This is a genomic window from Pseudomonas sp. ANT_H12B (assembly GCF_008369325.1).
Taxonomy (GTDB): domain Bacteria; phylum Pseudomonadota; class Gammaproteobacteria; order Pseudomonadales; family Pseudomonadaceae; genus Aquipseudomonas.
Map to the genome: position 1 here is coordinate 14,523 of NZ_VOBI01000032.1, position 22,110 is coordinate 36,632.

Consider the following 22,110-nt stretch of genomic DNA (forward strand, 5'->3'; position numbering starts at 1 on the left):
GACCTATGGACTCGGTATTGCGCGCAGCGGCGATGTATCTGGCACTGATGGTGCTGTTCAAGATTGCCGGCCGACGTTCTCTGGCCGAACTGACGACCTTCGATTTTGTGCTGCTGATGATCATCGGTGAGGCGACGCAACAGGCGTTGCTGGGCGATGACTTTTCCCTGACCAATTCGATCGTGGTGATCGTGACGCTGATTGCCATCGATGTCGGCCTGTCGCTGCTCAAACAGCGCTCGCAATGGGTCTCGCAGCTGATCGATGGCGGGCCGACGATCGTCGTCGAGAATGGCAAGGTCCTGCACAAGCGCCTGCGCCACGCGCGCTTGATCGAGGCTGACATCATGGAGGCCGCGCGCTCGAGTCAGGGCATCGAAACCCTTGATCAAATCAAGTTCGCGATTCTTGAGCGTAACGGCAAGATATCGGTGATTGCTCAAGAGCCGTCGTAAGAACCGCTGCCGAATGCAGCATTCGGCAGCGGTTGCAAACGTCGCTCAAAGCATCGGTTTGCCGCCGGTAATCCCATATCGCTGACCGGTGATGTAACTGGCTTCATCCGACGCCAGTAACACATAAATCGGCGCGACTTCCACCGGTTGCCCAGGCCGGCCGAGCGGAGTCTGCCCGCCGAAGTTCTGCACTTCCTCATCGGGCATGGTCGAGACAATCAGCGGCGTCCAGATCGGCCCCGGCGCCACGCAGTTCACCCGAATATTCTTCGGTCCCAGCATCTGCGCCAGGCCAGCGGTGAAATTGGCAATCGCTCCCTTGGTGGTGGCGTAAGGAAGGAGGGTGGGTTTGGGCATGTCGGAGTTTACTGAGCTGGTATTGATGATCGAACTGCCGGATTTCATGTGCTTGAGCGCGGCCTGACAGATCCTGAAGATGGCGGTGATGTTGACGTCGAAGGTCATCACCCATTCTTCGTCCGGGATGTCCTCGAAGTTTTCGTGGGTCATCTGGAATGCAGCGTTGTTGACCAGAATATCGATCCGGCCGAAGCGCTCGACAGTCTTGTCCACCAACGCCTGGCACTGAGCCTTCTGCGCCAGATCGCCGGGCAGCAGCAGGCATTGACGACCGGCCTGCTCGACCCAGCGTGCGGTTTCCTGTGCGTCTTCATGTTCATTGAGGTAGGCGACGACGACATCCGCGCCTTCACGGGCAAAGGCAATCGCCACCGCGCGGCCGATGCCGCTGTCGGCGCCGGTGATCAGGGCGATCTTGCCATCCAGTCGGCCCGAGCCTTTATAGCTTTGTTCGCCACAGTCCGGGTACGGCTCCATTTTTCGCTGGGCGCCGGGGACTGGTTGGCTTTGTTTTGGGAAGGGTGGTTTTGGATAGTCAGTCATCGGGAAATCTCCGTGTTCAAGGCAGAAGAGTCAAAGGGTTGACCTCGGTGTTTTGCCTTGAGTTCGGTTGGATTTCAGGGGCTTTTTCAGTGATCGTTCAATGATCGTTCCCACGCAGAGCATGGGAACGATCGAACAAAAAAGGTCAGGCCTTGCGATTGATCAGGCTGCGCTCTATCCGCGCAATGCCTTCCTCCAGCAACGCCCGTGGGCAGCCGAAGTTCAGGCGTACAAACTGTTGTTTGTCATCGCCAAAATCCAGGCCTGCGCTCAACCCGACTTTGGCGTGTTCAAGGAAGAACTGTTGCGGGTTGTCCAGCCCCAGCGCGGTGCAATCGAGCCACGCCAGGTAGGTGCTTTGCGGCACGTTCATGGTAATCCCCGGCAACCGGGTGCGAACGGCGTCGACCAGGTAATCGCGGTTACTTTGCAGGTAAGCCATCAGCTCGGTCAGCCATGGCCCGGCTTCGCTGTAGGCGACGCGGGTGGCTTCCAGGCCCAGCGGGTTGACGCTGTCGACCATACCGCAACGGGCATGGTTGACTCGCTCAAGCACGGCCCGGTCCTGAATGATCATGAATGACGTTTTCAGGCCAGCAATGTTGTAGGCCTTGCTCGCTGACATCAGTGTGATCGTGCGCCGGGCAATTTCCGGGCTCAACGTTGCCATTGGTACGTGTTTGCGTCCGTCAAAGCACAGCTGCGCGTGGATCTCGTCGGAGATAATCCAGGCGTCCTGTTCCAGGCAGATGTCGGCGATGGCTTGCAGTTCTTCCCGAGGGAAAACCTTGCCCAACGGGTTGTGCGGGTTGCTCAACAGCAGCGCGCCGCCACCGTTCAGCGACTGGCTCAAGGTATCCAGCGGGGTGGCATAGGTTCCGTCAACTTGCGCATTGAAGTTCAGTTCGACCTTGTTCAGCCCCCAATGACCCGGGGCATGGCGCAGCGGCGGGTAGTTCGGGACTTGGACAACAACGTTCTGTTGCGGCTGGACCAGCGCCTTCAGCGCCATGTTGAAGCCCGACTCGACACCCGGCAGGAAGATCAGCTCTTGCGGCTCGACGCGCCAGGCGTATGTGTTCCAGAGGTCGGCAACAATGGCGTCGCGCAAGTCATCCGGGGCTACGCTGTAGCCGATCATCGGGTGTTCCAGGCGTTTTTGCAGGGCCTGGATGATCACCGGCGGCGCGGCGAAGTCCATGTCGGCCACCCACATCGGCAACACGTCGGCCGGGTAACGGGTCCATTTGGTACTGCCGGTGCCGTGGCGATCGAACACCTGATCAAAATCGAAAGTCATGCTCATCTCATAAAGGCCGGGATTAATTCGGCAGTCATGATAATCGCCAAGCCCTGTGGGAGCGAGCCTGCTCGCGTTGGCGGGATTGTTCCAAACAACACAAACCTTGTGGGAGCGGGCTTGCCCGCGATAGCGGTGGGTCAGTCGCCGTCCCTATTGAATGTGCGGCCGTCATCGCGGGCAAGCTCGCTCCCACACGTTTCGAGCCTACCAATTCATGACCGATAAACGGCCGGCGGTCGGTTTTCACACAAGTGCCGACAGCCTTGTCTACAGTTTGAAGTGTCGGCAGCCAGTCTGCCGCCACCGTGATTGTCCAGAAGAACCCGGCAAAAGTACCGGGTCTTCACCTGATCAGGAGTGCACGATGGACCTCAACCGTCGTCAGTTCTTCAAGGTCGCGGGTATCGGCCTTGCAGGCTCGAGCCTTGGCGCGCTGGGCATGGCCCCCGCGACTGCCTTCGCCGAGCAGGTGCGCCACTTCAAGCTCGCCCACACCCATGAAACCCGCAACACCTGCCCGTACTGCTCGGTAGGCTGCGGTTTAATCATGTACAGCCAGGGCGATGCCGCCAAGAATGTCGCGCAAAACATCATTCATATCGAAGGCGATGCCGACCACCCGGTCAATCGCGGCACCCTGTGCCCCAAAGGCGCAGGCCTGCTGGACTTCATTCACAGCCCCGGTCGTCTGCAATATCCAGAGGTGCGTAAGCCTGGCAGCAGCGAGTGGACGCGCATCTCCTGGGATGAAGCGCTGGATCGCGTCGCCGACCTGATGAAGGCCGACCGCGACGCCAACTTCATCGAAAAGAACGAGGAGGGCGAAACGGTAAACCGCTGGCTGACCACCGGTTTCCTCGCCGCGTCGGCAGCGTCCAACGAAGCCGGCTACATCACCCACAAGGTTGTTCGCAGCCTCGGCATGCTGGGGTTCGATAACCAGGCACGTGTCTGACATGGCCCGACGGTGGCAAGTCTTGCCCCGACGTTTGGCCGTGGTGCCATGACCAATACCTGGACCGATATCGCCAACGCGAATCTGATCCTGGTGATGGGCGGCAACGCAGCAGAAGCGCACCCGTGCGGTTTCAAATGGGTGACCGAAGCCAAGGCGCACAACGCTGCCAGGCTGATCGTGATCGACCCGCGTTTCACCCGGACCGCCTCGGTGGCCGACTATTACGCGCCGATTCGTACCGGCACCGATATCGCCTTCATGGGCGGGCTCATCAACTACCTGCTGACCGAGGACAAGATTCAGCACGAGTACGTGCGCAACTACACCGACCTGTCATTCCTCGTCGACCCCGGCTTCAGTTTCGAGGACGGGATCTTCAGCGGCTATGACGCGGCCAAGCGTCGTTATACCGACAAGACCACCTGGAACTATCAATATGCCGAGGACGGCTTCGCCAAGGTCGACCCGACCCTGCAAGACCCGCGTTGTGTCTACCAGCTGCTCAAGCAGCACTACAGCCGTTACAACCTGGAACTGGTGAGCCAGATCTGCGGCATGCCGACCGAATCGATCCAGAAGATCTGGGAAGAAATCGCCACCTGCTCGCAACCGGGCAAGACCATGACGATTCTCTATGCCCTGGGCTGGACCCAGCATTCGATCGGTTCGCAGATCATCCGCAGCGCGGCGATGGTGCAACTGCTGCTGGGCAACGTCGGCATGCCCGGCGGCGGAGTCAACGCCTTGCGCGGGCACTCCAACATCCAGGGCCTGACCGACCTCGGACTACTGTCGAACACCTTGACCGGCTATCTGACCCTGCCCAGCGACAGCGAGCAGGATTACGACATCTACATCTTCAAACGGGCGCTGAAGCCGTTGCGTCCAGGACAGATGTCCTACTGGCAGAACTACGGCAAGTTTCATGTCAGCCTGATGAAGTCCTGGTACGGCGCCAATGCCACGGCAGAGAATCATTGGGGCTACGACTACCTGCCCAAGATAGACGTCCCCAGCTACGACATCCTGAAAATGTTCGACATGATGGGCCAGGGCAAGGTCAACGGTTACATGTGCCAGGGCTTCAACCCGATCGCCGCGCTGCCGGATAAAAACCGGGTGACGGCGGCACTGGCCAAACTGAAGTGGCTGGTGATCATGGATCCGCTGGCCACCGAAACCTCCGAGTTCTGGAAAAACGTCGGGCCGTACAACGATGTGAAGAGCGCCGACATTCAGACCGAAGTGATTCGCCTGCCCACCACCTGCTTTGCCGAGGAGGACGGCTCGCTGGTCAACAGCAGTCGCTGGCTGCAATGGCACTGGAAAGGCGCCGACGGCCCGGGATTGGCGCGGACCGACATCCGTATCATGAGCGAATTGTTCCTGCGCCTGCGCCAGCGTTATCAGGCCAATGGCGGTGCCTATGCCGAGCCGATGATGAAACTGTCGTGGCCCTACAAAGTGCCTGAAGAACCGTCGCCGGAAGAACTGGCCAAGGAAATCAACGGCAGCGCCACCGCCGACTTCACCGACGCCACCGGCGCAACAATCAAGGCCGGCGCGCAACTGGCCGGTTTCGGCCAGCTCAAGGATGACGGCAGCACCGCGTCCGGTTGCTGGATTTTCTGCGGCAGCTGGACCGAGGCGGGCAACCAGATGGCCCGGCGCGACAACAGCGACCCCTACGGCACGCACCAGCACCAGGGTTGGGCCTGGGCCTGGCCGGCAAACCGGCGGATTCTCTACAATCGCGCATCATGCGATCCCCAAGGCAAACCCTGGGCCGAAAACAAGCGACTGGTGTGGTGGACCGGCAAGGTCTGGGCCGGCACCGACGTGCCGGACTACAAAGCAGATTCACCGCCGGAAGCCGGGATGAATCCGTTCATCATGGCCCCCGAGGGTGTAGCGCGGTTTTTCACCCGCGACAATATGGCCGAAGGGCCGTTCCCCGAGCACTACGAGCCGTTCGAGACGCCGATCGGCATCAACCCGCTGCATCCGAAAAACAAGAACGCCACCAGCAACCCCGCCGCGCGGATCTTCGATTCGGTATGGGACACCCTCGGCGTGGCCAAGGACTATCCGTACGCGGCCACCAGCTACCGGCTGACCGAGCATTTCCACTTCTGGAGCAAGCATTGCAAGCTCAACGCCGTCACCCAGCCCGAGCAATTCGTCGAGATCGGCGAGGTGCTGGCCAAGGAGAAAGGCATCGTCGCCGGTGACAAGGTGCGTGTCAGCTCCAAGCGCGGCTTCATTGAAGCGGTGGCGGTAGTGACCAAACGTATCAGGCCGTTGCAGGTCAACGGCCAGGTGGTGCACCACATCGGTATCCCGTTGCACTGGGGCTTCACCGGCCTGACGCGCCACGGTTACCTGACCAACACCTTGGTGCCGTTCCTCGGCGATGGCAATTCCCAGACCCCGGAATCCAAGTCATTCCTGGTCAACGTGGAGAAAGTCTAAATGGCCAGCCAAGACATCACCGCCCGTTCGGCCACCACCACTGTGCCGCCTTCGGTGCGCACGCAAGAGGAAGTGGCCAAGCTGATCGACACCACCAAGTGCATCGGCTGCAAGGCCTGCCAGGTCGCCTGCTCAGAATGGAACGAGCTGCGCGACGACGTCGGTCATAACCTGGGCACCTACGACAATCCCCAGGACCTCACGGCAGACACCTGGACCTTGATGCGCTTCACCGAGCATGAAACCGATGCCGGCAATCTTGAATGGCTGATTCGCAAGGACGGCTGCATGCACTGCGCCGAACCCGGCTGCCTGGCGGCGTGCCCCAGCCCTGGGGCGATCATCAAGTACGCCAACGGCATCGTCGATTTTGACCAGGACCATTGCATTGGTTGCGGCTATTGCATCACCGGTTGTCCATTCAATATTCCGCGCATCTCGCAAAAGGACCATAAGGCCTACAAATGCACGCTGTGTTCGGACCGCGTGGCGGTGGGGCTGGAGCCGGCCTGCGTGAAAACCTGCCCGACCGGCGCCATCGTGTTCGGGACCAAGGAAGACATGAAGGAACACGCGGCGGAACGGATCGTCGACCTCAAGAGTCGTGGCTTCGACAACGCAGGCCTGTATGACCCCGAAGGGGTTGGCGGCACCCACGTCATGTACGTGCTGCACCACGCTGACACGCCGAAATTGTATGCCGGCCTGCCGAGCGCCCCGGTGATCAGTCCGCTGGTGGATCTGTGGAAAGGTGTGAGTAAACCCTTGGGCTTGCTCGCCATGGGGCTGGCGGTGCTGGCCGGATTCTTCCACTACGTGCGCGTCGGGCCGCAGCTGGTTGAGGAGGACGAACTCCCGACCACCGTCGATCCTGCGGTGCATGAAGTCGATCCGTCGGTACACACCTTTGATCCGCGCGGGGAGGACAGACCATGATCCGCAGACAGATCCTGCGCTACACCTCGAACCAGCGCACCAACCACTGGCTGGTGGCGATCCTCTTCTTCATGGCGGCGTTGTCGGGGTTGGCGTTGTTTCATCCGGCGCTGTTCTGGCTCAGCCACCTGTTTGGCGGTGGGCCGTGGACGCGCATTCTGCATCCGTTCATGGGCGTGGTGATGTTCGTCCTGTTTCTGGGATTGGTGATTCAATTTTTTCGGGCGAACTTCTTTATCACCAATGACCGTTTATGGCTGCGGCGCGTCGGGCGGGTGATCCGCAACGAAGAGGAGGGCGTGCCGGCGATCGGCAAGTACAACCCGGGGCAGAAGCTGCTGTTCTGGACATTGCTGCTGTGCATGCTGGTGTTGCTGTTCAGCGGGTTGGTGATCTGGCGTGCGTACTTCAGCGAGTACTTCGGCATCACCAGCATTCGCTGGGCCATGTTGCTGCATGCGTTGGCGGGGTTTGTGCTGGTGCTGAGCATCATCGTGCACATCTATGCCGGGATCTGGATCAAGGGCTCGGTCAGCGCAATGACGCATGGCTGGGTCAGCCGCGCCTGGGCGAGGAAACACCATGAACTCTGGTACCGGGAAGTCACCCGGGACGAGCACCCCGACCGGCCGATCAACAAAAAAGGATAACCCCCTTGGCGACGATTCTTGAGCCTGGAGAGATTGAAGCGGCGGCGAGTTCACCGCCGTTTCTGCACTTGCCGCCGAGCAATGTGTTCGAGTTACGGGCGCTAAGGCTGGAACGCCTGGTCGAAGGGCATCCGCTGGCTGACTACCTGCGATTGATTGCAGGCCTTTGTCATGTCCAGCAAAGCCTGATGGACGATCCGCCAATGACGACTTTGCCCGATCCCGAGCGACTGAAAGTCTGCCAGCAACACGGCTTGCCACCGTTCGCTGCCGACAGTCTGGTGCGCGAAGACGCTTGGTTGCCGTACCTCGACGCCTTGTTGCAGCGATATCACCCACCGCCGCAACCGGCAGTCGAGAAAGCAGTGACCACCTTGCGCAGCGCCAATAGCGGACAACTCAAGGCCTGGGCGATCGCGTTGGTCAGCGGCCAGTTCGCGCTGCTGCCAGCCGCATTGGTGCCGTTTCTCGGTGCTGCAATGCAGGCAGCCTGGAGCCACTGGTTGCTGAACACGCCCAACCTGCAACTCAAACCCGGCGACAGCCTCAGCCAATGCCCGGCCTGTGGTTCACCGGCCATGGCCGGGGTGATTCGCCATCGCGGCAAATACAACGGCTTGCGTTATCTGGTCTGCTCGCTGTGTGCCTGCGAATGGCACGTAGTGCGGGTCAAATGCGTGTACTGCGAGCAGAGCAAAGGCCTTGAATACGTCAGCCTCGATGACGACCGCCACGCCGCCAATCAGGCCCCGTTGCGCGCGGAAGTCTGCCCCGGTTGCCGCAGTTACCTGAAATTGCTCTATCTGGAAAACGACGCCGAGGCCGAAGCGCTTTCAGCGGACCTGACCAGCCTGATGCTGGACATGCGCCTGGAACAGGAAAACTACCAGCGCCCGGCGCCGAATCTTCTGCTGTCCCCCGGAGGCGATTAAGCACACCGGCTACACTCAGGCGCGACGGTCAACGTTTGCGGGAGCGCCTGATGTCCACCCGATCCGCCAGCCAACCCTTGCGGCTGCCCTCCATCGACAGTTTGCTGCGCCATCCTGCCTGCCAACCGCTGGCCGAGCGTTATGGCCGTGACGCACTGCTGACCAGCCTGCGGCAATTACTCGATGACTTGCGCGAACCGGTGCTTTCAGGGCAACTCGATGCGCTTGAAGTCGCGCCCGAGGTATTGGCGGGCAGGGCCGGCGAGCGTCTGGCCATCCAGCATCGCAGCCACGTCCGGCGAGTGTTCAATCTCACCGGCACGGTGCTGCACACCAATCTGGGGCGGGCGTTGTTGCCGCAGGAAGCCATCGAAGCCGTGCAAATGGCCGCCCGTTATCCGCTCAATCTCGAATTCGATCTGCGAAGTGGCAAACGGGGCGACCGTGATGATTTGATCGAAGGCCTGATCCGTGAGTTGACTGGCGCTGAAGCGGTAACGGTGGTCAACAACAACGCGGCCGCCGTGTTGCTGACGCTCAACAGCCTGGGCGCGCGCAAGGAAGGCATCATTTCGCGCGGTGAACTGATCGAAATCGGCGGCGCTTTTCGCATTCCCGACATCATGGCGCGAGCCGGAGTCAGGCTGCACGAAGTGGGTACCACCAATCGCACCCATGCCCGCGATTACGAAGCGGCCATCGGTCCGCGTAGCGGCTTGGTCATGCGCGTGCACGCGAGCAACTACAACATCGAAGGTTTCACCGCTCGGGTACCGACCGCCGAGTTGGCGCAACTCGCTCATAAACACGGACTACCGCTGCTCGAAGACCTTGGCAGCGGCAGCCTGCTGGACCTGACGCGCTGGGGCTTGCCCGCCGAACCGACGGTGCGCCAGGCGTTGCTCGATGGCGCGGACATCGTCACCTTCAGCGGCGACAAGTTGCTCGGTGGTCCGCAAGCCGGGTTGATTGTCGGCCGCAAAGACCTGATTGCGCGGATCAAGAAGAACCCCCTCAAGCGTGCGCTACGAGTCGACAAACTGACCCTGGCTGCGCTCGAAGCGGTGTTGGGCCTGTACCGCGATCCTGATCGGCTGGCCGAACGTCTTCCGAGTTTGCGCCTGCTCACCCGGGCGCAGGCCGATATCCTCGCTCAAGCGCAACGCCTGCAACCGTCGCTGGCCACGGTGTTGGGTGACGGCTGGAGCGTCAGCGCGGTACCGTCGCTCGGCATGATCGGCAGCGGCAGCCAACCGGTGGCACGTTTGCCAAGTGGCGCATTGTGCCTGCGCCCGCAAACCTCCAAACGTCTTCGCGGAAGACGCCTGCATGGTTTGGAAGCGGCGTTGCGAGCCTTGCCGATTCCCGTACTTGGGCGTATCGATGACGATGCGTTGTGGCTGGATTTGCGGCAACTGGACGACGAGCCGGCGTGGCTGGCTCAACTCGATCAATTGCAGGAGGAGGGCCGGGAAGGGTGATTGTCGGTACCGCAGGGCATATCGATCACGGCAAGACTTCATTGCTCCAGGCCTTGACCGGCCAGGCCGGCGATCGTCGTCGGGAAGAACGCCAACGCGGCATGACCATCGACCTGGGCTATATCTATGCGGCCCTGGAACCGGGCGCCAGCCTGACGGGTTTTATCGACGTGCCCGGTCACGAGCGTTTCACCCACAACATGCTCGCCGGGGCACAGGGCATTGATCTGGCATTGTTGGTGGTGGCCGCGGACGACGGTGTCATGCCGCAGACTCGCGAACATCTGGCCATCGTTGAACTGTTGGGAATCCCGCGGGCATTGGTTGCGATCACTAAATGCGATCGGGTTGATGGAACCCGAGTGCAGGCTGTCCGCGAACAGATCGAAACCTTGCTGGCTCCCGGGCCGTATGCCGGCGCGCCGCAGATCGCGCTGTCGAGTGTGACCGGGGAGGGCATCGAAACGCTGCGCCAAGCCTTGCTCGACGCACAAAAACAAGTCCTGCAACGCAGCACCCGCGGCGGCTTTCGCCTGGCCATCGATCGCGCTTTCAGTGTCGCTGGTGCCGGCATCGTGGTGACCGGCACGGCGTTGTCAGGGCAGGTTGCGGTGGGCGATACGCTGCTGCTCGGCCCGCAGGGAAAACCCGTTCGCGTGCGGGGTTTGCATGCGCAAAATCAGGCCGCAGACACCGCGTTTGCCGGCCAGCGAGTCGCGTTGAACCTGAGCGCCGAGCGCCTGGCCCTGGAGCAGATTCACCGTGGCCACTGGTTGCTGGCCGAGTGGCTGTATGCGCCGACCCAGCGCCTGGATATCGAGATGCAGTTATTGGCCAGCGAACCCAAGGCCTTCGAGCACTTTCAGCCCGTGCATGTGCACTTGGGTACTCAGGATGTGACCGGGCGGGTCGCGTTGCTGGAGGGGACCAGCCTCGCACCGGGTGAGCACAGGCTCGCGCAGATCCTGCTGAATGCGCCGGTGTACGCGGTGAAGGGCGACCCCTTGATCCTGCGTGATCAGAGCGCCCAACGCACGCTCGGCGGTGGTCGGGTGCTTGACCCGTTCGCACCAACCCGACAACGCCGCAGTCCCGAGCGCTTGGCGCAACTGCAGGCGCTGGCCTCAAGCAACGAGTTGGAAGCGGTCCTGCCTGCGTTATTGGCCAACAGCGACACCGGGCTCGATCCGCAGCGTCTGGAGCGTCAGTTCAACCGTCCGCGCAGTACCTGGGTTTTGCCGGATGATGTGCGCTTGATCGACACCCGCCAAGGTCCGCTGTTGTTCAGCGCTGCCCGATGGGAGGCGCTGAAGGCACCGGTACTGGAACACCTCGCCCGCTTCCATCAACTTGAACCGGACCAAATGGGCCCGGACCGTGATCGGCTGCGTCGCTTCACCGGCACATCACTGGACCGGGCGACGTTTATCAGCCTGCTCGACGAATTACTCGCCAGTGGCGCCATCACTGCCAGCGGGCCGTGGTTGCATTTGCCTGACCATCAGGTGCGGTTGAGCGAAGACGACGAAATGTTATGGCAACAGTTGCAGCCATTGTTCGAGCAAGCGGGTTTCAATCCGCCGTGGGTGCGCGACCTCGGCCATGATGAAGTGGCGGTGCGCATGCTGCTGCGCAAAATGGCGAGGTTGGGATTACTGCATCAAGTCGTCCGTGACCTGTTTTACACCGATGCGATAGTGCGCCGGTTGGCGGCTATGCTTGTGCAACTGGCCGCGCAGAACCCGGTGATTCAGGTCTCGGCGTTTCGCGATGCGGTGGGCCTCGGTCGCAAGCGCAGTATCCAGATTCTCGAATACTTCGACCGGCTTGGTTTGACCCGACGGTTTGGCGACAAGCGCCATCTCCGTCTCGACAACGCCCTGGCCCAACGAACAGATAACTGACTTCAAGGAAGGCAATCGCGCCCGGTGGCGCGGCCGGGCTTCAAACCCGGTTGGGGACGGCATCCGTTCCCGGGCAGGTTCGACTCCGGCTGCCTTCCGCCATTTTCCCTTTCACTTGAGCAACCGGGCATCGAGCCCAAAGCGTTCCTGAGAAACAAGTTTGAATTGATCCGCGGCCAGGTCACAGCTCACCAACAGATTCCATGAATGACGGGTAACCGCAGACGGGATGAGCCAATTCGGGTTCGGCACATCTTCGGGCTGAACAACCTTGATGAAATTCGAGTCCAGCACTCCGTCCTTACTGCATGAAACCAAGCCTGCCGGGCGTCAGGCGCTCTAATCTCTCTCGCCTGACTGGAGCGACCACATTAAACGTTGCACTTCCGACGACCAACCCGAAAAACATGTGGGGCAAATCCTCGATTTTTTGATTTTTGACGGCACTTGTGGGACTTGGGCTTAAGCCAAATCCACACATTTTAGATCGCGTGTTTAACGACACTCAGTGTTACTTCGCGAAGGCTACAACACCTTGCGTCGTTGCCTACAGGTGCGTAAGAATCCGCCGGCTTGTGCGCCTGGTGCCTGGGCTCTATCGTTTTCCGGTCGCTGAAAAACAGTGATGGGGTTTGGTAGACCCTCAGCATCGACGCATAGCGTCACCTTGTTCGGCCCTTCTTAGGGCTGCGTTTTATGGTGGCCATGCGCAGGGCTCCTTCGGGGGCGCCGGTTCCGATGCCCGGTCTACCAACCTTCGTATGGCCGCCACCCTCCGTTTGGTAGCGAGAAGGTGATGGCTTCTTTTAAGCAGCATCGGAGTTTCATCTATGGTCAAACCAACACCGAATCCCCCGGACGTAGATCCGACATCGCAGTTCGAAAGCCCCGATCAAAAAAAGCACGACGAGGCCGCCGAGCGCGCCCTCGACTTCCATTTCCCGTCGACTGCCGACATCAAAGCCACGCCGCGTACGCCCAGCTCCCTGTTTGCCGTCGACCCGCAGGCCACTACCGAAACCTTGGTGGTTTATCTGGTCGAGACGCTGGCCTCGGTCGATGTAATGGTTCACCAGTTGGTGGATCTTCTGGACGGTGGGTCGCGCAATGCCCTGCTGGGCATTTCGAACAACGTCATGCTGGCGGAGATCACGGCGAACCGAGTGCTGGATCAAATCGATTCATCTAAGTAGCCACTGCCTCTGTGGCGAGGGTGCTTGCGCCCGTTAGGCTCTGCAGCCGTCAAGCTTCGCGGGCTCGACAGCTGCTACAGAGTCGGAGCGCGAGTGTTTTCGCGCTGTTATCGCATGGGCCTGTTGGTCACTGCATCACATAACGCCCAGGTGCCGACTCAATCGCCGGGTATTGGGCATTACCGGTGTGCAGCACCGAAGGCTGGCGTTCGCCGGCCTGTTCAGCCAGCCAGACAAACCAGTCATTCCACCAGCTGCCCGAATGCTGCTGGGCATTCTTGAACCAGGTTTCGGGGTCTTTGGTGACCCGATTGTTGGTCCAGTAGTGGCGTTTTTCCTTGGCGGGCGGGTTGATCACCCCGGCGATATGCCCCGAGGCTCCCAACACAAAACGCTTGGTCCCGCTGAGCAACTCGGTGCTGGCGTAAGCACTTCTCCACGGCACGATGTGATCGTCGTGGGTGGCGAGGATGTACGCTGGAGCATCGATGGCGCGCAGGTCCAGCTTGACCCCGCAGCAGTCCAGCTCGCCGGATTTCAGGTCGTTCTGCAGATAGGTGTGGCGCAGGTACCAGCAGTACATCGGGCCTGGAAGGTTGGTGCTGTCGTTGTTCCAGAACAGCAGGTCGAGGGCGTTGGGTTTCTGGCCCTTGAGGTATTTGTCGACGTTGTAGTTCCACCACAAGTCGTTGGGGCGCAGGAGCGAGAAGGTATTGCCCATGTCTTCGCCCTTGAACAGGCCGATGGGGCCATTCACGCCGCCGATGGTGCGCTCGCGGTAGGCCACCAGTTGCTCGTCGACGAAGATGTCGATGGGACCGGTGTCGAGGTAGTCGAGGAAGGTGGTCAGCAGGCTCACGCTGGCGATTTCTTTATCACCACGCGCAGCAAGGACGGCCAGCGCCGAGCTCAATAGCGTGCCGCCGATACAGAAACCTACGCAATTGGGGCGTTGCTCACCGCTGATCTCACGAGTCACCTGCAAACCTATGATGATGCCGGTCTCGATCAGGTCATCCCAAGTGGTGCCGGCGTGTTCCTGATCAAAGTTACGCCACGACATCAGAAACACCGGATGGCCCTGTTGCAACAGGTGGCGGACCATCGAGTTGTCCGGGCGCAGATCGAGGATGTAGTACTTGTTGATCGACGGCGGTACGACGAATACCGGGCGCTGATACTGGGTTTCACTTTGCGGGTAGTACTGAATCAGTTGAAAGAGTTCGTTCTCGAAAACCACTTCGCCGGGCGTGTTCGCCAGATCGACGCCGACCTTGAAGGCACCGCTGTCGCACTGGCGCATCTTGCCTTCCTGCAGGTCGCTGGCCAGGTGCAACATGCCGGTCAGGAGGCTGCTCCCTTGGGTATCGACCACACGTTGCAGGGCATCGGGGTTGCTGGCCAGGAAGTTGCTCGGCGCGCCAGCGGCAATCGCTTGTTCCACGAGGTACAGCAGACGCTGGCGTGGTTTTTTGTCCTTGATCGGCAGCTGGTCGAGCAGTTTCAGGAGAAAGCCTGCGTTAAGCAGGTAAAACGCCGCGAGGGAACCAAACAGAGGCTGGCTCCAGTTTCCGCTGGCAAAACGTCGATCTTCGAAGCTGAACGGCTGACCGGTCAGCAGACGCTGGCCGAGTTCACCCCATTGCTGTTGATAGTCCGATTGCAGGCTGTCGAGGGTATCGCGTGGCAGGTCAAACCACTCATTGTATTGCTGCCCCGTGAACCACGGATTGGTGCTGACCCAGAGACGTAATTGTTGCACTGCAAAGGAGGCAATGAACGGGACCTGGCCTGACCAGAAAGTGTTGAAGGTATGCGCGTTGTTGTCCATGGAACTCCTTGCCCACATCAGTAAACCGAGCAGAAAAAAAGCGCGGCGCCGGACTTCGGCGCCGCGTTAGCAGTCAAGCAAGCAGTCCTGTGTTTCTTCTATCGCTCGATGACCAGGCTGACGCCTTGGCCGCCACCGATGCACAACGTGGCCAGGCCTTTCTTGCCATCGCGACGAATCAACTCGTGCACCAACGACACCAGAATCCGCGCACCCGATGCACCGATCGGATGACCCAGGGCAATCGCACCGCCGTTGACGTTGACCTTGCTGGTGTCCCAGCCCAGTTCCTTGCCAACCGCCAGTGATTGTGCGGCGAACGCTTCATTGGCTTCGATCAGGTCGAGGTCATCCAGGCTCCAGCCGGCTTTAGTCAATGCCAGGCGAGTGGCCGGCACCGGGCCGATGCCCATGATCGATGGGTCCACACCGGCGCTCGCGTAAGCCTTGATGCGCGCCAGCACCGGTAAACCGAGGACCAGTGCCTTGGCAGCGCTGGCCAGCAACAGCACGGCGGCGCCGTCGTTGAGTGTCGACGAGTTGCCGGCGGTCACGCTGCCGTTTTTCTGGAATGCGGGTTTGAGATTGCCCAATGCCTGCAGCGTGCTGTCCGGACGAGGCTGTTCGTCGGTGTCGAACACCAGCGGATCACCCTTGCGTTGTGGAATCAGGATCGGGGTGATTTCACGCTTGAAGTAACCCGCCTCGATGGCCGCGGCGGCTTTTTGTTGCGAGGCCGCGGCGAAGGCGTCCTGATCTTCGCGACTGAGGCTGTACTGCTCCGCCAGATTTTCCGCGGTGATGCCCATGTGGTAGTCGTTGAAGGCGTCCCACAAGCCATCCTGAATCACGCTGTCTTGCAGTTGCGCATGGCCCAGACGCAGACCGGTGCGTGCCTTGGGCAGAACGTATGGTGCCAGGCTCATGTTTTCCTGACCGCCGGCAATAATCAGTTCGGCGTCGCCACAGCGGATCGCCTGGAAGGCGAGCTGGACAGCCTTGAGACCGGAGCCGCATACCTTGTTCAGGGTCAGGGCAGGGGTGGTATGGGGCAGGCCGGCCTTGATTGCGGTCTGGCGTGCCGGGTTTTGCCCAGAACCTGCGGTGAGCACCTGGCCGAGGATCACTTCATCGATCTGGGCCCCGTCGAGGCCTGTCTGTTCCAGCAGCTGACGGATGACCGCCGCGCCCAGTTCGGTGGCTGGAATCGCAGACAAGGCACCCTGGAAACTGCCGATGGCGGTACGCGTAGCGGCAACGATTACGACTTCGTTCATGCATGACCTCATTAAGATTGTGTCGAGCAGAAGCGGGGCGTCCATGCCCCGACAGGCCTATTGCATGTTCATGCCGCCGTTGACCGAGAAGTCGGCACCGGTGCTGTAGCCCGATTCATCGGAGGCCAGCCACGCCACGATGGAGGCGATTTCTTCGGGTTGGCCAAGACGCCCGACCGGTGTGGCCGCGATCATGGTGTCGAGAATGTCCGGGCGGATTGCCGCGGTCATGCTGGTCTGGATGTAGCCCGGGGAGACGGTGTTGACGGTCACGCCCTTGCCGGACACTTCCCGGGCCAGTGCCATGGTGAAGCCATGGATACCGGCTTTGGCCGCGCTGTAGTTGGTCTGGCCGAACTGGCCGCGCTGACCGTTGATCGAGGAGATGTTGATGACCCGACCCCAGCCTTTGGCCAACATGCCTTCAATCACCTGTTTGGTGGTGTTGAACACGCCAGTCAGGTTGGTGCCGATCACCGCGTTCCAGTCTTCGGGAGTCAGTTTGCGAAAGGAAGCATCCCGCGTGATCCCGGCATTGTTGATCAGCACATCGATCGGGCCGAATTGCTCACGTGCCATCTCGAACGCCTTGCGGGTCGATTCCCAATCGGTGATGTCGCCGTAAATGCACTCGAACTGGTAACCCGCCGCCAACTGAGTGGCGATCCACTCGTTCTTGCGGGCGGAATCAGCGCTACAACCCACAATTACCTTGAATCCTTCCTTGTACAGCCGCTGGCTTATCGCAGTACCAATCCCACCCATACCACCCGTTACCAACGCAATACGACCAAGCGACTTCATAGACGACTTCCTTTTTTTCTTTTGCGTTGCAAGATGGGGGGATTGTTCGGTATTGCGGGGGCGTGCGGAAGTGTTGAGAGGTGACTGTCTGGTGTCCAACGGTGCCATGGAGTTCTTTTCGGATCACTGGCGAAAAATGATGAATATCTATACCAGGATCAATATTCGGAATTGAACCGCCAGTTAATATTTGATTTACCGCAGATCAGTTATGGCTCCAGACAGGACGTTGGGTTCCACAGGTCAATGAGGACGTCATGTACAGAATGAGTTCAGGCTATGCCAACGTACTGGTCAATACGCTGTCGGCGGAAGGACTGGATGTCGCCAACCTCTGCCAGGAGGCTGGACTGGAAATGCAGATCGCGAACACGCCAGGAGCGCTGTGCGAGCGAAGGGTGATCTATCGATTGTGGCAGCTGTCCGCGCAAGCCAGCAGGGATCCGGATATCGGCTTGAAAGCCTACGGGCATTTTCATCCCGGCAGTTTTCAGATTGTCGGTTACACCATGATGTCTAGCCTTAACCTGAAGCGGGCGCTTGAGCGCCTGGTGCGTTTCAGCCCGTTGATCGGCACCGGGTTCAGTCTGTTTTTTGTCCCGGAGCAGCAGCACTACCGATTGGCATCGCTCGATCATCAACAGTCCGGCTCTATCAAACCCCGTCAATATGCCGATGCAGGGTTGGCTTCTTTGCTCGGCTTCTGTCGTTGGCTGGGCGACGGCAAGTTACCGCAGCCCCTGAGTGTGGAATTCAGCTATCCCAAACCGCAGGACACGTCCGAACATGAACGACTGTTTGGTTGCGACCTGCATTTCGGTTCGGCCTATGACAGCATTCTGTTTGACGGACAGGAAATTCTGCGACCGCTGAGCATGGCCAACGAGGCGTTGGCGGTGCTGCATGACAGCTTTGCCGAGGCACAACTGGATCTGCTGTTCGGCTTTTCCATTGTCGGCAGGATTCGGGCGCTGATTACCGAGCGCTTGAGTCAGGGCCAAGGGCAGTGCGATATGGAATCGATTGCCGCTGCATTGAACATCAGCAAGCGAACACTGCAACGCGCACTGGAGAAAGAAGGAACGCAATTCACGGATGTGCAAAACGCGGTTCGGCGGCAACTGGCCGATTTTTATCTGCGCCATTCTCATTTCAACATGAAGCATGTGGCCTATCTGCTTGGTTTTCATGACCACAGCAGCTTCAACAAAGCCTGCTCCCGCTGGTTTGGCATGACGCCTGGTCAGTACCGGTCCGATTAATCGTTTGAAATCGAGGAAGCCGCGCCGGTGTGACGCGGGATTTCCTCGGCGTTCAACGTTATTTCACCGGAGGTTTTTTTACGCCTTTCTTGCCCTTCGCAGGTTTGCGCACGGGGCTCACAACCTTGGCAATGGGCTCAGGGAGCACGACAGCGACTTTTTGCTCGATCGGCTTGGCGGATGTTGGCTTGGGCGTTACTGGCGGGACTTTCTGCTTGATTGGCTCTGGGGTTATCGCCGGGACTTTCTCCTCGATGACATCGGCCTCACCGGGTGGTTGGGTCAGGCTGAAACCTGGCAACGGGACGTCGAGCAGCGTGTGCAGCTCACACCAGAATGGGTTGTCTGCGCCGCTGGTCAGCAGTTCCGGCAGCAAATTGGCGACAGCCGCCAGCACTTGTTGGCGCTCTTCAACTTCAACCAGCATCAAGGGCAGGCTGTGCAGGCTTTCTCGCGGGTGGGTGGCCACCAGCAGTTTTTGCTGGCGCAGGGCTTCACGCAGATCAAGTGGTTCGGCACTGTAATCCTGGAGCAGCACCTGCAGTTGCAGGATCAGTTTCTCGACGCTTTCCTTGCCCGGCTCGTCGCTGTCGCGGCCCAGCAGGAACAGGATGCGTATCAACGCTTCCATCAAACCGCCAAGGGGCAGGACATCCTGCAGGCGTTCGATCAAGACCTTGTCGTGCTGTTCGGCATGTTCCTGCAGATTTCGCCGGGATGCATTGCCGGTCAGGCTATTGAGTGCGCCATACACGCCGTAGAAACACATCTCCTGGGCGGCATCACGCAGATCTCGGTAACCGTTCAAAGCGTCCTGCACCTGATTGGAAAACAATGCCTGCCATGCCAGCAATGGGTTGTTCTGGCTGGCGGGGTGACGATCCTTGTTCACTTGGGCGGCGCTTTCTGCCAACCACCACAACGCCGGATTCAAACTGTTCCACATCACTTGCTGCTGATGGAAAGGGTGGGCCTTGCGCATCAGTTCAGCGCTCGGTTCATTGATCAACGGGCGCAACCACGGGCGTACGAAGCCATCGTAAAGATTGTTGTTGATGGCGGAAGCACGCTCGACCAGCGCGAATTCTTGATCGTCATCGCGCGGCGGATGGACATCGCCATGGATGTCGGCAATGCGCCGCGGCTCAAAACTCACGGCGTACGGCGTCGCTGAATTTTCCGGCAGATCATCAATCAGCATTTCGTACAGCCCGGCTGGCAGGGCATTGATCGCGTCGACCGCGCCGAGTAATTGGCGGTGCTCGCGTCGGGCTACTTCGCCGGAAACGAAAATGCCCAGATGGCCGATGCTGGCGTGCCGCAAGTAAACGATGGTGCGACCGGCATTTTGCAGCGCGAGATCACTGGGATACACGTCGGTGATCCAGTCCAGCGCCTGTTGCGGGGAGGTGATGTTGTCGCCGTACGAGCAGAACACCACCACCGGCACTTCGATACGTTTGAGGTCGAGCCCGCTGCTCTTGCGCCCGAGGCCGCCGGACAGCTGATTGCCGATGAACAGGTCGTCGACAATCATCTCGATCTCTTCGCCGTTGAGCAGGGTCGGGCTGCCCCACCAGCGTTCGAAATCCAGAAAACGTACGGCCTCGCTGTCGACTTCACTGAACAGGTGGTAGTACTTGCCCCACCAGCTGTTGGCCGGGTCCAGGCTCTCGAAGTTACTGACCAGCCAGGTCCCGTCGAAACGGTCATTACCGAGGTCGCTACCGAGACGCGCCATCCAGCCACCGCCCAGCAAACCACCGGTGTAGCGCATCGGATTGCGCCCATTGACCCCGGCCCAGTACGACAACGGCGCGCCGTTGACGATGATCAGCCCCGGCAACTCCGGCCGCGTGGCGGCCAGGCCCATCAGCGCCCAACCTGCCTGGCAGTTGCCGATCGCCACGGGTTTGGCGCTGTCGGGATGCCGCTCGCTGACGACTTCGATGAATCGGGCCTGGGCTTCAACGATATCGGCGAGGGTTTGCCCTGGGCGTGGCGAGTGGCTGAACGAGATGAAATAGGTGGGGTGGCCGGCTCTCAGGCTTTCGCCGATGACCGAATCCTGTTTGAAACCACCGATGCCCGAGCCGTGGCCACCGCGTGGGTCGATGATGATCACCGGCTGCTTTTTACGGTCGATCTGTTGACCGGGGCCCGCGAGGATCTGCAGCAGCGAGTAATTGACCGGGCGGCGCAGGTCCGCGCCGTCGATCAGGACTTCATGATTGAACTTGAGCAGCAGCGGGTACCCGGCGCGTTCGTGGGCCAGCGTGTTGTCGCCACGCTGACGCAAGGTGTCCCAGAACAGCACACTGCGTTGGCCGAAGTCCGTGAAGTATTCCTGCCAGTCAGCAGCCGTTGGTTGTCTGAGTTGCCCAAGGCTTAAAGGTGCGAAGGTTTTTGCCTGGCGCTTTTGCACGGCATCGAGAACGTTACGGGTATTGAGACGCTGCAGATGATTCAGGTGTTCGAACAAGCCGGCGGGTTCGCAACGCTCTTCATCTTGCATCGCAATATTTTCTTCCTGACCCATCTTGATCTCCTGACGCTGTGCATGGGGATCGGCCCTTCTGAACCCTTTAGTTATAGAGAACCAGCCTGGCCGTTCGATGAGCAGGAGTCTACAGCGAATAAGGAGGGCTTGAGCAACGTTTATTTTGCACCGCACAAAAATAGGCATTGCCAAATTGTTTTGTGCGCTGCAATATTAAGGCTAACGCGATGACTGGCCGGATCGCTATCGCGTCCTCAGGCCCATCAGGGCCTTCCAGTACCAGGAGATTCAAGCATGTCTTTTTTCAATTCGGAAAACCTGCAAACCGCTCAGAAAGCCAACCTCGATCTTTTGCAGCAAATCAGCGGCAAAGTCTTCGCCAGCGTTGAACAGCTGAGCCAATTGCAGTTCAAGGCACTGCGCGACTCCACCGAAGAGCACTTCGAAGGCGTTCGCAAGCTGTTGGCCGTCCGTGATCCACAAGGCTTCGCCGAACTCCAGGCTTCTTTCACTCAGCCGAGCGCGCAAACCGAACGTCTGGCCGAGTTCAATCGTCAGGTTCAAGCACTGATTGTGGGTACTCAATCGGACATCGCCAAATTGACCTCGAGTCAAGTCGAAGCGGGCACCCAGCAAGTACAAGAGTTCGTTGAAACGATCAGCAAGAATGCACCGGCCGGTTCCGAGCCAGTTGTAGCAGCGTTCAAGTCGGGCCTGGCAAATGCCGGTACAGCATTTGAAAGCGCACAGAAAGCCGTGAAACAGGCTTCCGAAGCCGCTCAAAGCAATTTCGAAGCAGCCACTGCCGCCGCCGCAAAAGCTGCGCCGCAAGCAAGCGCCAAGGCAACCAACGGTAACAAGTAAGTCAAATCAGTACCGTTACACCAATGGCGATGGGTTTATTCCCCATCGCCATTTTTTTTGTGCCGCGAAATGCCTTGGCGAGTGCGATGCCGATTCGATCTCGGTTCACGCTGACACCAATCGTTTGATCCAGTCCAACAGCACGCCAGGCAACAGTTCAGGTCTGTGCAGCAAGGCATATTGCCGCGCGCCGAATACCGCTGGCAGGTAATTCGCCACCTCGTCGCCGCTAGGCTGGTAATAGGGTTCAGCTTGCAGCGGCGCGGGTTCTGCGGCCGACAGGTGCTGCTGCATTCGCGAACGATCCATTACAACGCTGCGCCCGACGCACGAGGCGCGTCCAGAACCGGATCGGCTTCATCGACATTGAATTGCGGCGCATGGC

Annotated in this window: 17 protein-coding genes, 1 tRNA gene and 1 pseudogene; 11 read left to right on the forward strand and 8 right to left on the reverse strand. The window is 59.7% G+C overall.

Going from position 1 to position 22,110, the window contains the following annotated elements; translation table 11 throughout:
• Window positions 1-5 precede the first annotated feature (5 nt).
• Window positions 6-455 carry a DUF421 domain-containing protein gene (locus tag FQ185_RS28940; RefSeq protein WP_149420421.1) on the forward strand — a complete coding sequence of 150 codons (450 nt, stop codon included), beginning with the start codon at window positions 6-8 and terminating at the stop codon, window positions 453-455.
• Window positions 456-500: 45 nt separating this feature from the next.
• Here the strand turns inward: FQ185_RS28940 and FQ185_RS28945 are convergent, their stop codons facing one another.
• Both FQ185_RS28945 and FQ185_RS28950 read right to left on the reverse strand, forming a co-directional pair.
• Window positions 501-1,358: an SDR family oxidoreductase gene (locus tag FQ185_RS28945; protein ID WP_149420422.1), complete on the reverse strand. Its 858-nt coding sequence runs from the start codon at window positions 1,356-1,358 to the stop codon at window positions 501-503.
• A 145-nt stretch (window positions 1,359-1,503) separates the two neighbouring features.
• Window positions 1,504-2,658 (reverse strand): MalY/PatB family protein, encoded by a 1,155-nt coding sequence (locus FQ185_RS28950; RefSeq protein ID WP_149420423.1) that lies wholly within the window; start codon window positions 2,656-2,658, stop codon window positions 1,504-1,506.
• Between the two features lie 367 nt (window positions 2,659-3,025).
• Here FQ185_RS28950 and fdnG point away from each other — a divergent pair, with 367 nt between their 5' ends.
• The 7 genes from fdnG to FQ185_RS28990 all read left to right on the forward strand — a co-directional run bounded on the left by fdnG (window position 3,026) and on the right by FQ185_RS28990 (window position 12,096).
• A complete protein-coding gene (gene fdnG / locus FQ185_RS28960) occupies window positions 3,026-6,091 on the forward strand; it encodes a formate dehydrogenase-N subunit alpha (RefSeq protein ID WP_149420424.1) in 3,066 nt (1,021 codons plus the stop codon).
• Window positions 6,092-7,027 carry a formate dehydrogenase subunit beta gene (gene fdxH, locus FQ185_RS28965; protein ID WP_149420425.1) on the forward strand — a complete coding sequence of 312 codons (936 nt, stop codon included), beginning with the start codon at window positions 6,092-6,094 and terminating at the stop codon, window positions 7,025-7,027.
• Window positions 7,024-7,677, forward strand: coding sequence for a formate dehydrogenase subunit gamma (locus FQ185_RS28970; RefSeq protein ID WP_149420426.1), 654 nt, complete (start codon window positions 7,024-7,026; stop codon window positions 7,675-7,677). The genes fdxH and FQ185_RS28970 overlap by 4 nt, the downstream gene beginning before the upstream one ends.
• Before the next feature lie 5 nt (window positions 7,678-7,682).
• Window positions 7,683-8,609 (forward strand): formate dehydrogenase accessory protein FdhE, encoded by a 927-nt coding sequence (gene fdhE / locus FQ185_RS28975; RefSeq protein WP_149420427.1) that lies wholly within the window; start codon window positions 7,683-7,685, stop codon window positions 8,607-8,609.
• Window positions 8,610-8,659: 50 nt separating this feature from the next.
• Window positions 8,660-10,090 (forward strand): L-seryl-tRNA(Sec) selenium transferase, encoded by a 1,431-nt coding sequence (selA, locus tag FQ185_RS28980; RefSeq protein WP_149420428.1) that lies wholly within the window; start codon window positions 8,660-8,662, stop codon window positions 10,088-10,090.
• Entirely contained in the window at window positions 10,087-11,994 is a 1,908-nt protein-coding gene (selB, locus tag FQ185_RS28985) for a selenocysteine-specific translation elongation factor (protein WP_149420429.1), read from the forward strand. The genes selA and selB overlap by 4 nt, the downstream gene beginning before the upstream one ends.
• A 6-nt stretch (window positions 11,995-12,000) precedes the next feature.
• Window positions 12,001-12,096: transfer RNA gene (locus FQ185_RS28990), tRNA-Sec, on the forward strand.
• A 9-nt stretch (window positions 12,097-12,105) separates the two neighbouring features.
• Here FQ185_RS28990 and FQ185_RS30790 read toward each other — a convergent pair.
• Window positions 12,106-12,288 (reverse strand): annotated as a pseudogene (locus tag FQ185_RS30790) (RES domain-containing protein); the annotation flags it as partial.
• A gap of 536 nt (window positions 12,289-12,824) precedes the next feature.
• On the opposite strand from FQ185_RS30790, the gene FQ185_RS29000 reads away from it, so the two are divergent.
• Window positions 12,825-13,187 (forward strand): DUF6124 family protein, encoded by a 363-nt coding sequence (locus FQ185_RS29000; protein WP_149420430.1) that lies wholly within the window; start codon window positions 12,825-12,827, stop codon window positions 13,185-13,187.
• A gap of 127 nt (window positions 13,188-13,314) precedes the next feature.
• On the opposite strand, the gene phaC is transcribed toward FQ185_RS29000, so the two are convergent.
• From phaC to phbB, 3 genes are all read right to left on the reverse strand, one after another.
• Window positions 13,315-15,018: a class I poly(R)-hydroxyalkanoic acid synthase gene (gene phaC / locus FQ185_RS29005; RefSeq protein WP_149420431.1), complete on the reverse strand. Its 1,704-nt coding sequence runs from the start codon at window positions 15,016-15,018 to the stop codon at window positions 13,315-13,317.
• A 98-nt stretch (window positions 15,019-15,116) separates the two neighbouring features.
• Window positions 15,117-16,295: an acetyl-CoA C-acetyltransferase gene (locus FQ185_RS29010; protein WP_149420432.1), complete on the reverse strand. Its 1,179-nt coding sequence runs from the start codon at window positions 16,293-16,295 to the stop codon at window positions 15,117-15,119.
• A 57-nt stretch (window positions 16,296-16,352) separates the two neighbouring features.
• Window positions 16,353-17,099, reverse strand: coding sequence for an acetoacetyl-CoA reductase (gene phbB / locus FQ185_RS29015; RefSeq protein ID WP_149420433.1), 747 nt, complete (start codon window positions 17,097-17,099; stop codon window positions 16,353-16,355).
• Window positions 17,100-17,356: 257 nt separating this feature from the next.
• On the opposite strand from phbB, the gene FQ185_RS29020 reads away from it, so the two are divergent.
• Entirely contained in the window at window positions 17,357-18,361 is a 1,005-nt protein-coding gene (locus tag FQ185_RS29020) for an AraC family transcriptional regulator (protein ID WP_149420434.1), read from the forward strand.
• Window positions 18,362-18,419: 58 nt separating this feature from the next.
• On the opposite strand, the gene FQ185_RS29025 is transcribed toward FQ185_RS29020, so the two are convergent.
• Window positions 18,420-20,900: a DUF3141 domain-containing protein gene (locus FQ185_RS29025; protein ID WP_149420435.1), complete on the reverse strand. Its 2,481-nt coding sequence runs from the start codon at window positions 20,898-20,900 to the stop codon at window positions 18,420-18,422.
• Between the two features lie 255 nt (window positions 20,901-21,155).
• Here FQ185_RS29025 and phaP point away from each other — a divergent pair, with 255 nt between their 5' ends.
• Window positions 21,156-21,725 carry a TIGR01841 family phasin gene (phaP, locus tag FQ185_RS29030; protein WP_149420436.1) on the forward strand — a complete coding sequence of 190 codons (570 nt, stop codon included), beginning with the start codon at window positions 21,156-21,158 and terminating at the stop codon, window positions 21,723-21,725.
• Window positions 21,726-21,830: 105 nt separating this feature from the next.
• On the opposite strand, the gene FQ185_RS29035 is transcribed toward phaP, so the two are convergent.
• Window positions 21,831-22,019 carry a hypothetical protein gene (locus FQ185_RS29035; RefSeq protein WP_149420437.1) on the reverse strand — a complete coding sequence of 63 codons (189 nt, stop codon included), beginning with the start codon at window positions 22,017-22,019 and terminating at the stop codon, window positions 21,831-21,833.
• Window positions 22,020-22,110: the final 91 nt, after the last annotated feature.

Bases quoted from the DNA above. Each gene is read 5' to 3' on its own strand.
- FQ185_RS28940 (WP_149420421.1), top strand. From the start codon at position 6: ATGGACTCGGTATTGCGCGCAGCGGCGATGTATCTGGCACTGATGGTG.
- FQ185_RS28945 (WP_149420422.1), bottom strand. From the start codon at position 1,358: ATGACTGACTATCCAAAACCACCCTTCCCAAAACAAAGCCAACCAGTC.
- FQ185_RS28950 (WP_149420423.1), bottom strand. From the start codon at position 2,658: ATGACTTTCGATTTTGATCAGGTGTTCGATCGCCACGGCACCGGCAGT.
- fdxH (WP_149420425.1), top strand. From the start codon at position 6,092: ATGGCCAGCCAAGACATCACCGCCCGTTCGGCCACCACCACTGTGCCG.
- FQ185_RS28970 (WP_149420426.1), top strand. From the start codon at position 7,024: ATGATCCGCAGACAGATCCTGCGCTACACCTCGAACCAGCGCACCAAC.
- selA (WP_149420428.1), top strand. From the start codon at position 8,660: ATGTCCACCCGATCCGCCAGCCAACCCTTGCGGCTGCCCTCCATCGAC.
- FQ185_RS29000 (WP_149420430.1), top strand. From the start codon at position 12,825: ATGGTCAAACCAACACCGAATCCCCCGGACGTAGATCCGACATCGCAG.
- phaC (WP_149420431.1), bottom strand. From the start codon at position 15,018: ATGGACAACAACGCGCATACCTTCAACACTTTCTGGTCAGGCCAGGTC.
- FQ185_RS29010 (WP_149420432.1), bottom strand. From the start codon at position 16,295: ATGAACGAAGTCGTAATCGTTGCCGCTACGCGTACCGCCATCGGCAGT.
- phbB (WP_149420433.1), bottom strand. From the start codon at position 17,099: ATGAAGTCGCTTGGTCGTATTGCGTTGGTAACGGGTGGTATGGGTGGG.
- FQ185_RS29020 (WP_149420434.1), top strand. From the start codon at position 17,357: ATGTACAGAATGAGTTCAGGCTATGCCAACGTACTGGTCAATACGCTG.
- FQ185_RS29025 (WP_149420435.1), bottom strand. From the start codon at position 20,900: ATGGGTCAGGAAGAAAATATTGCGATGCAAGATGAAGAGCGTTGCGAA.
- phaP (WP_149420436.1), top strand. From the start codon at position 21,156: ATGTCTTTTTTCAATTCGGAAAACCTGCAAACCGCTCAGAAAGCCAAC.
- FQ185_RS29035 (WP_149420437.1), bottom strand. From the start codon at position 22,019: ATGCAGCAGCACCTGTCGGCCGCAGAACCCGCGCCGCTGCAAGCTGAA.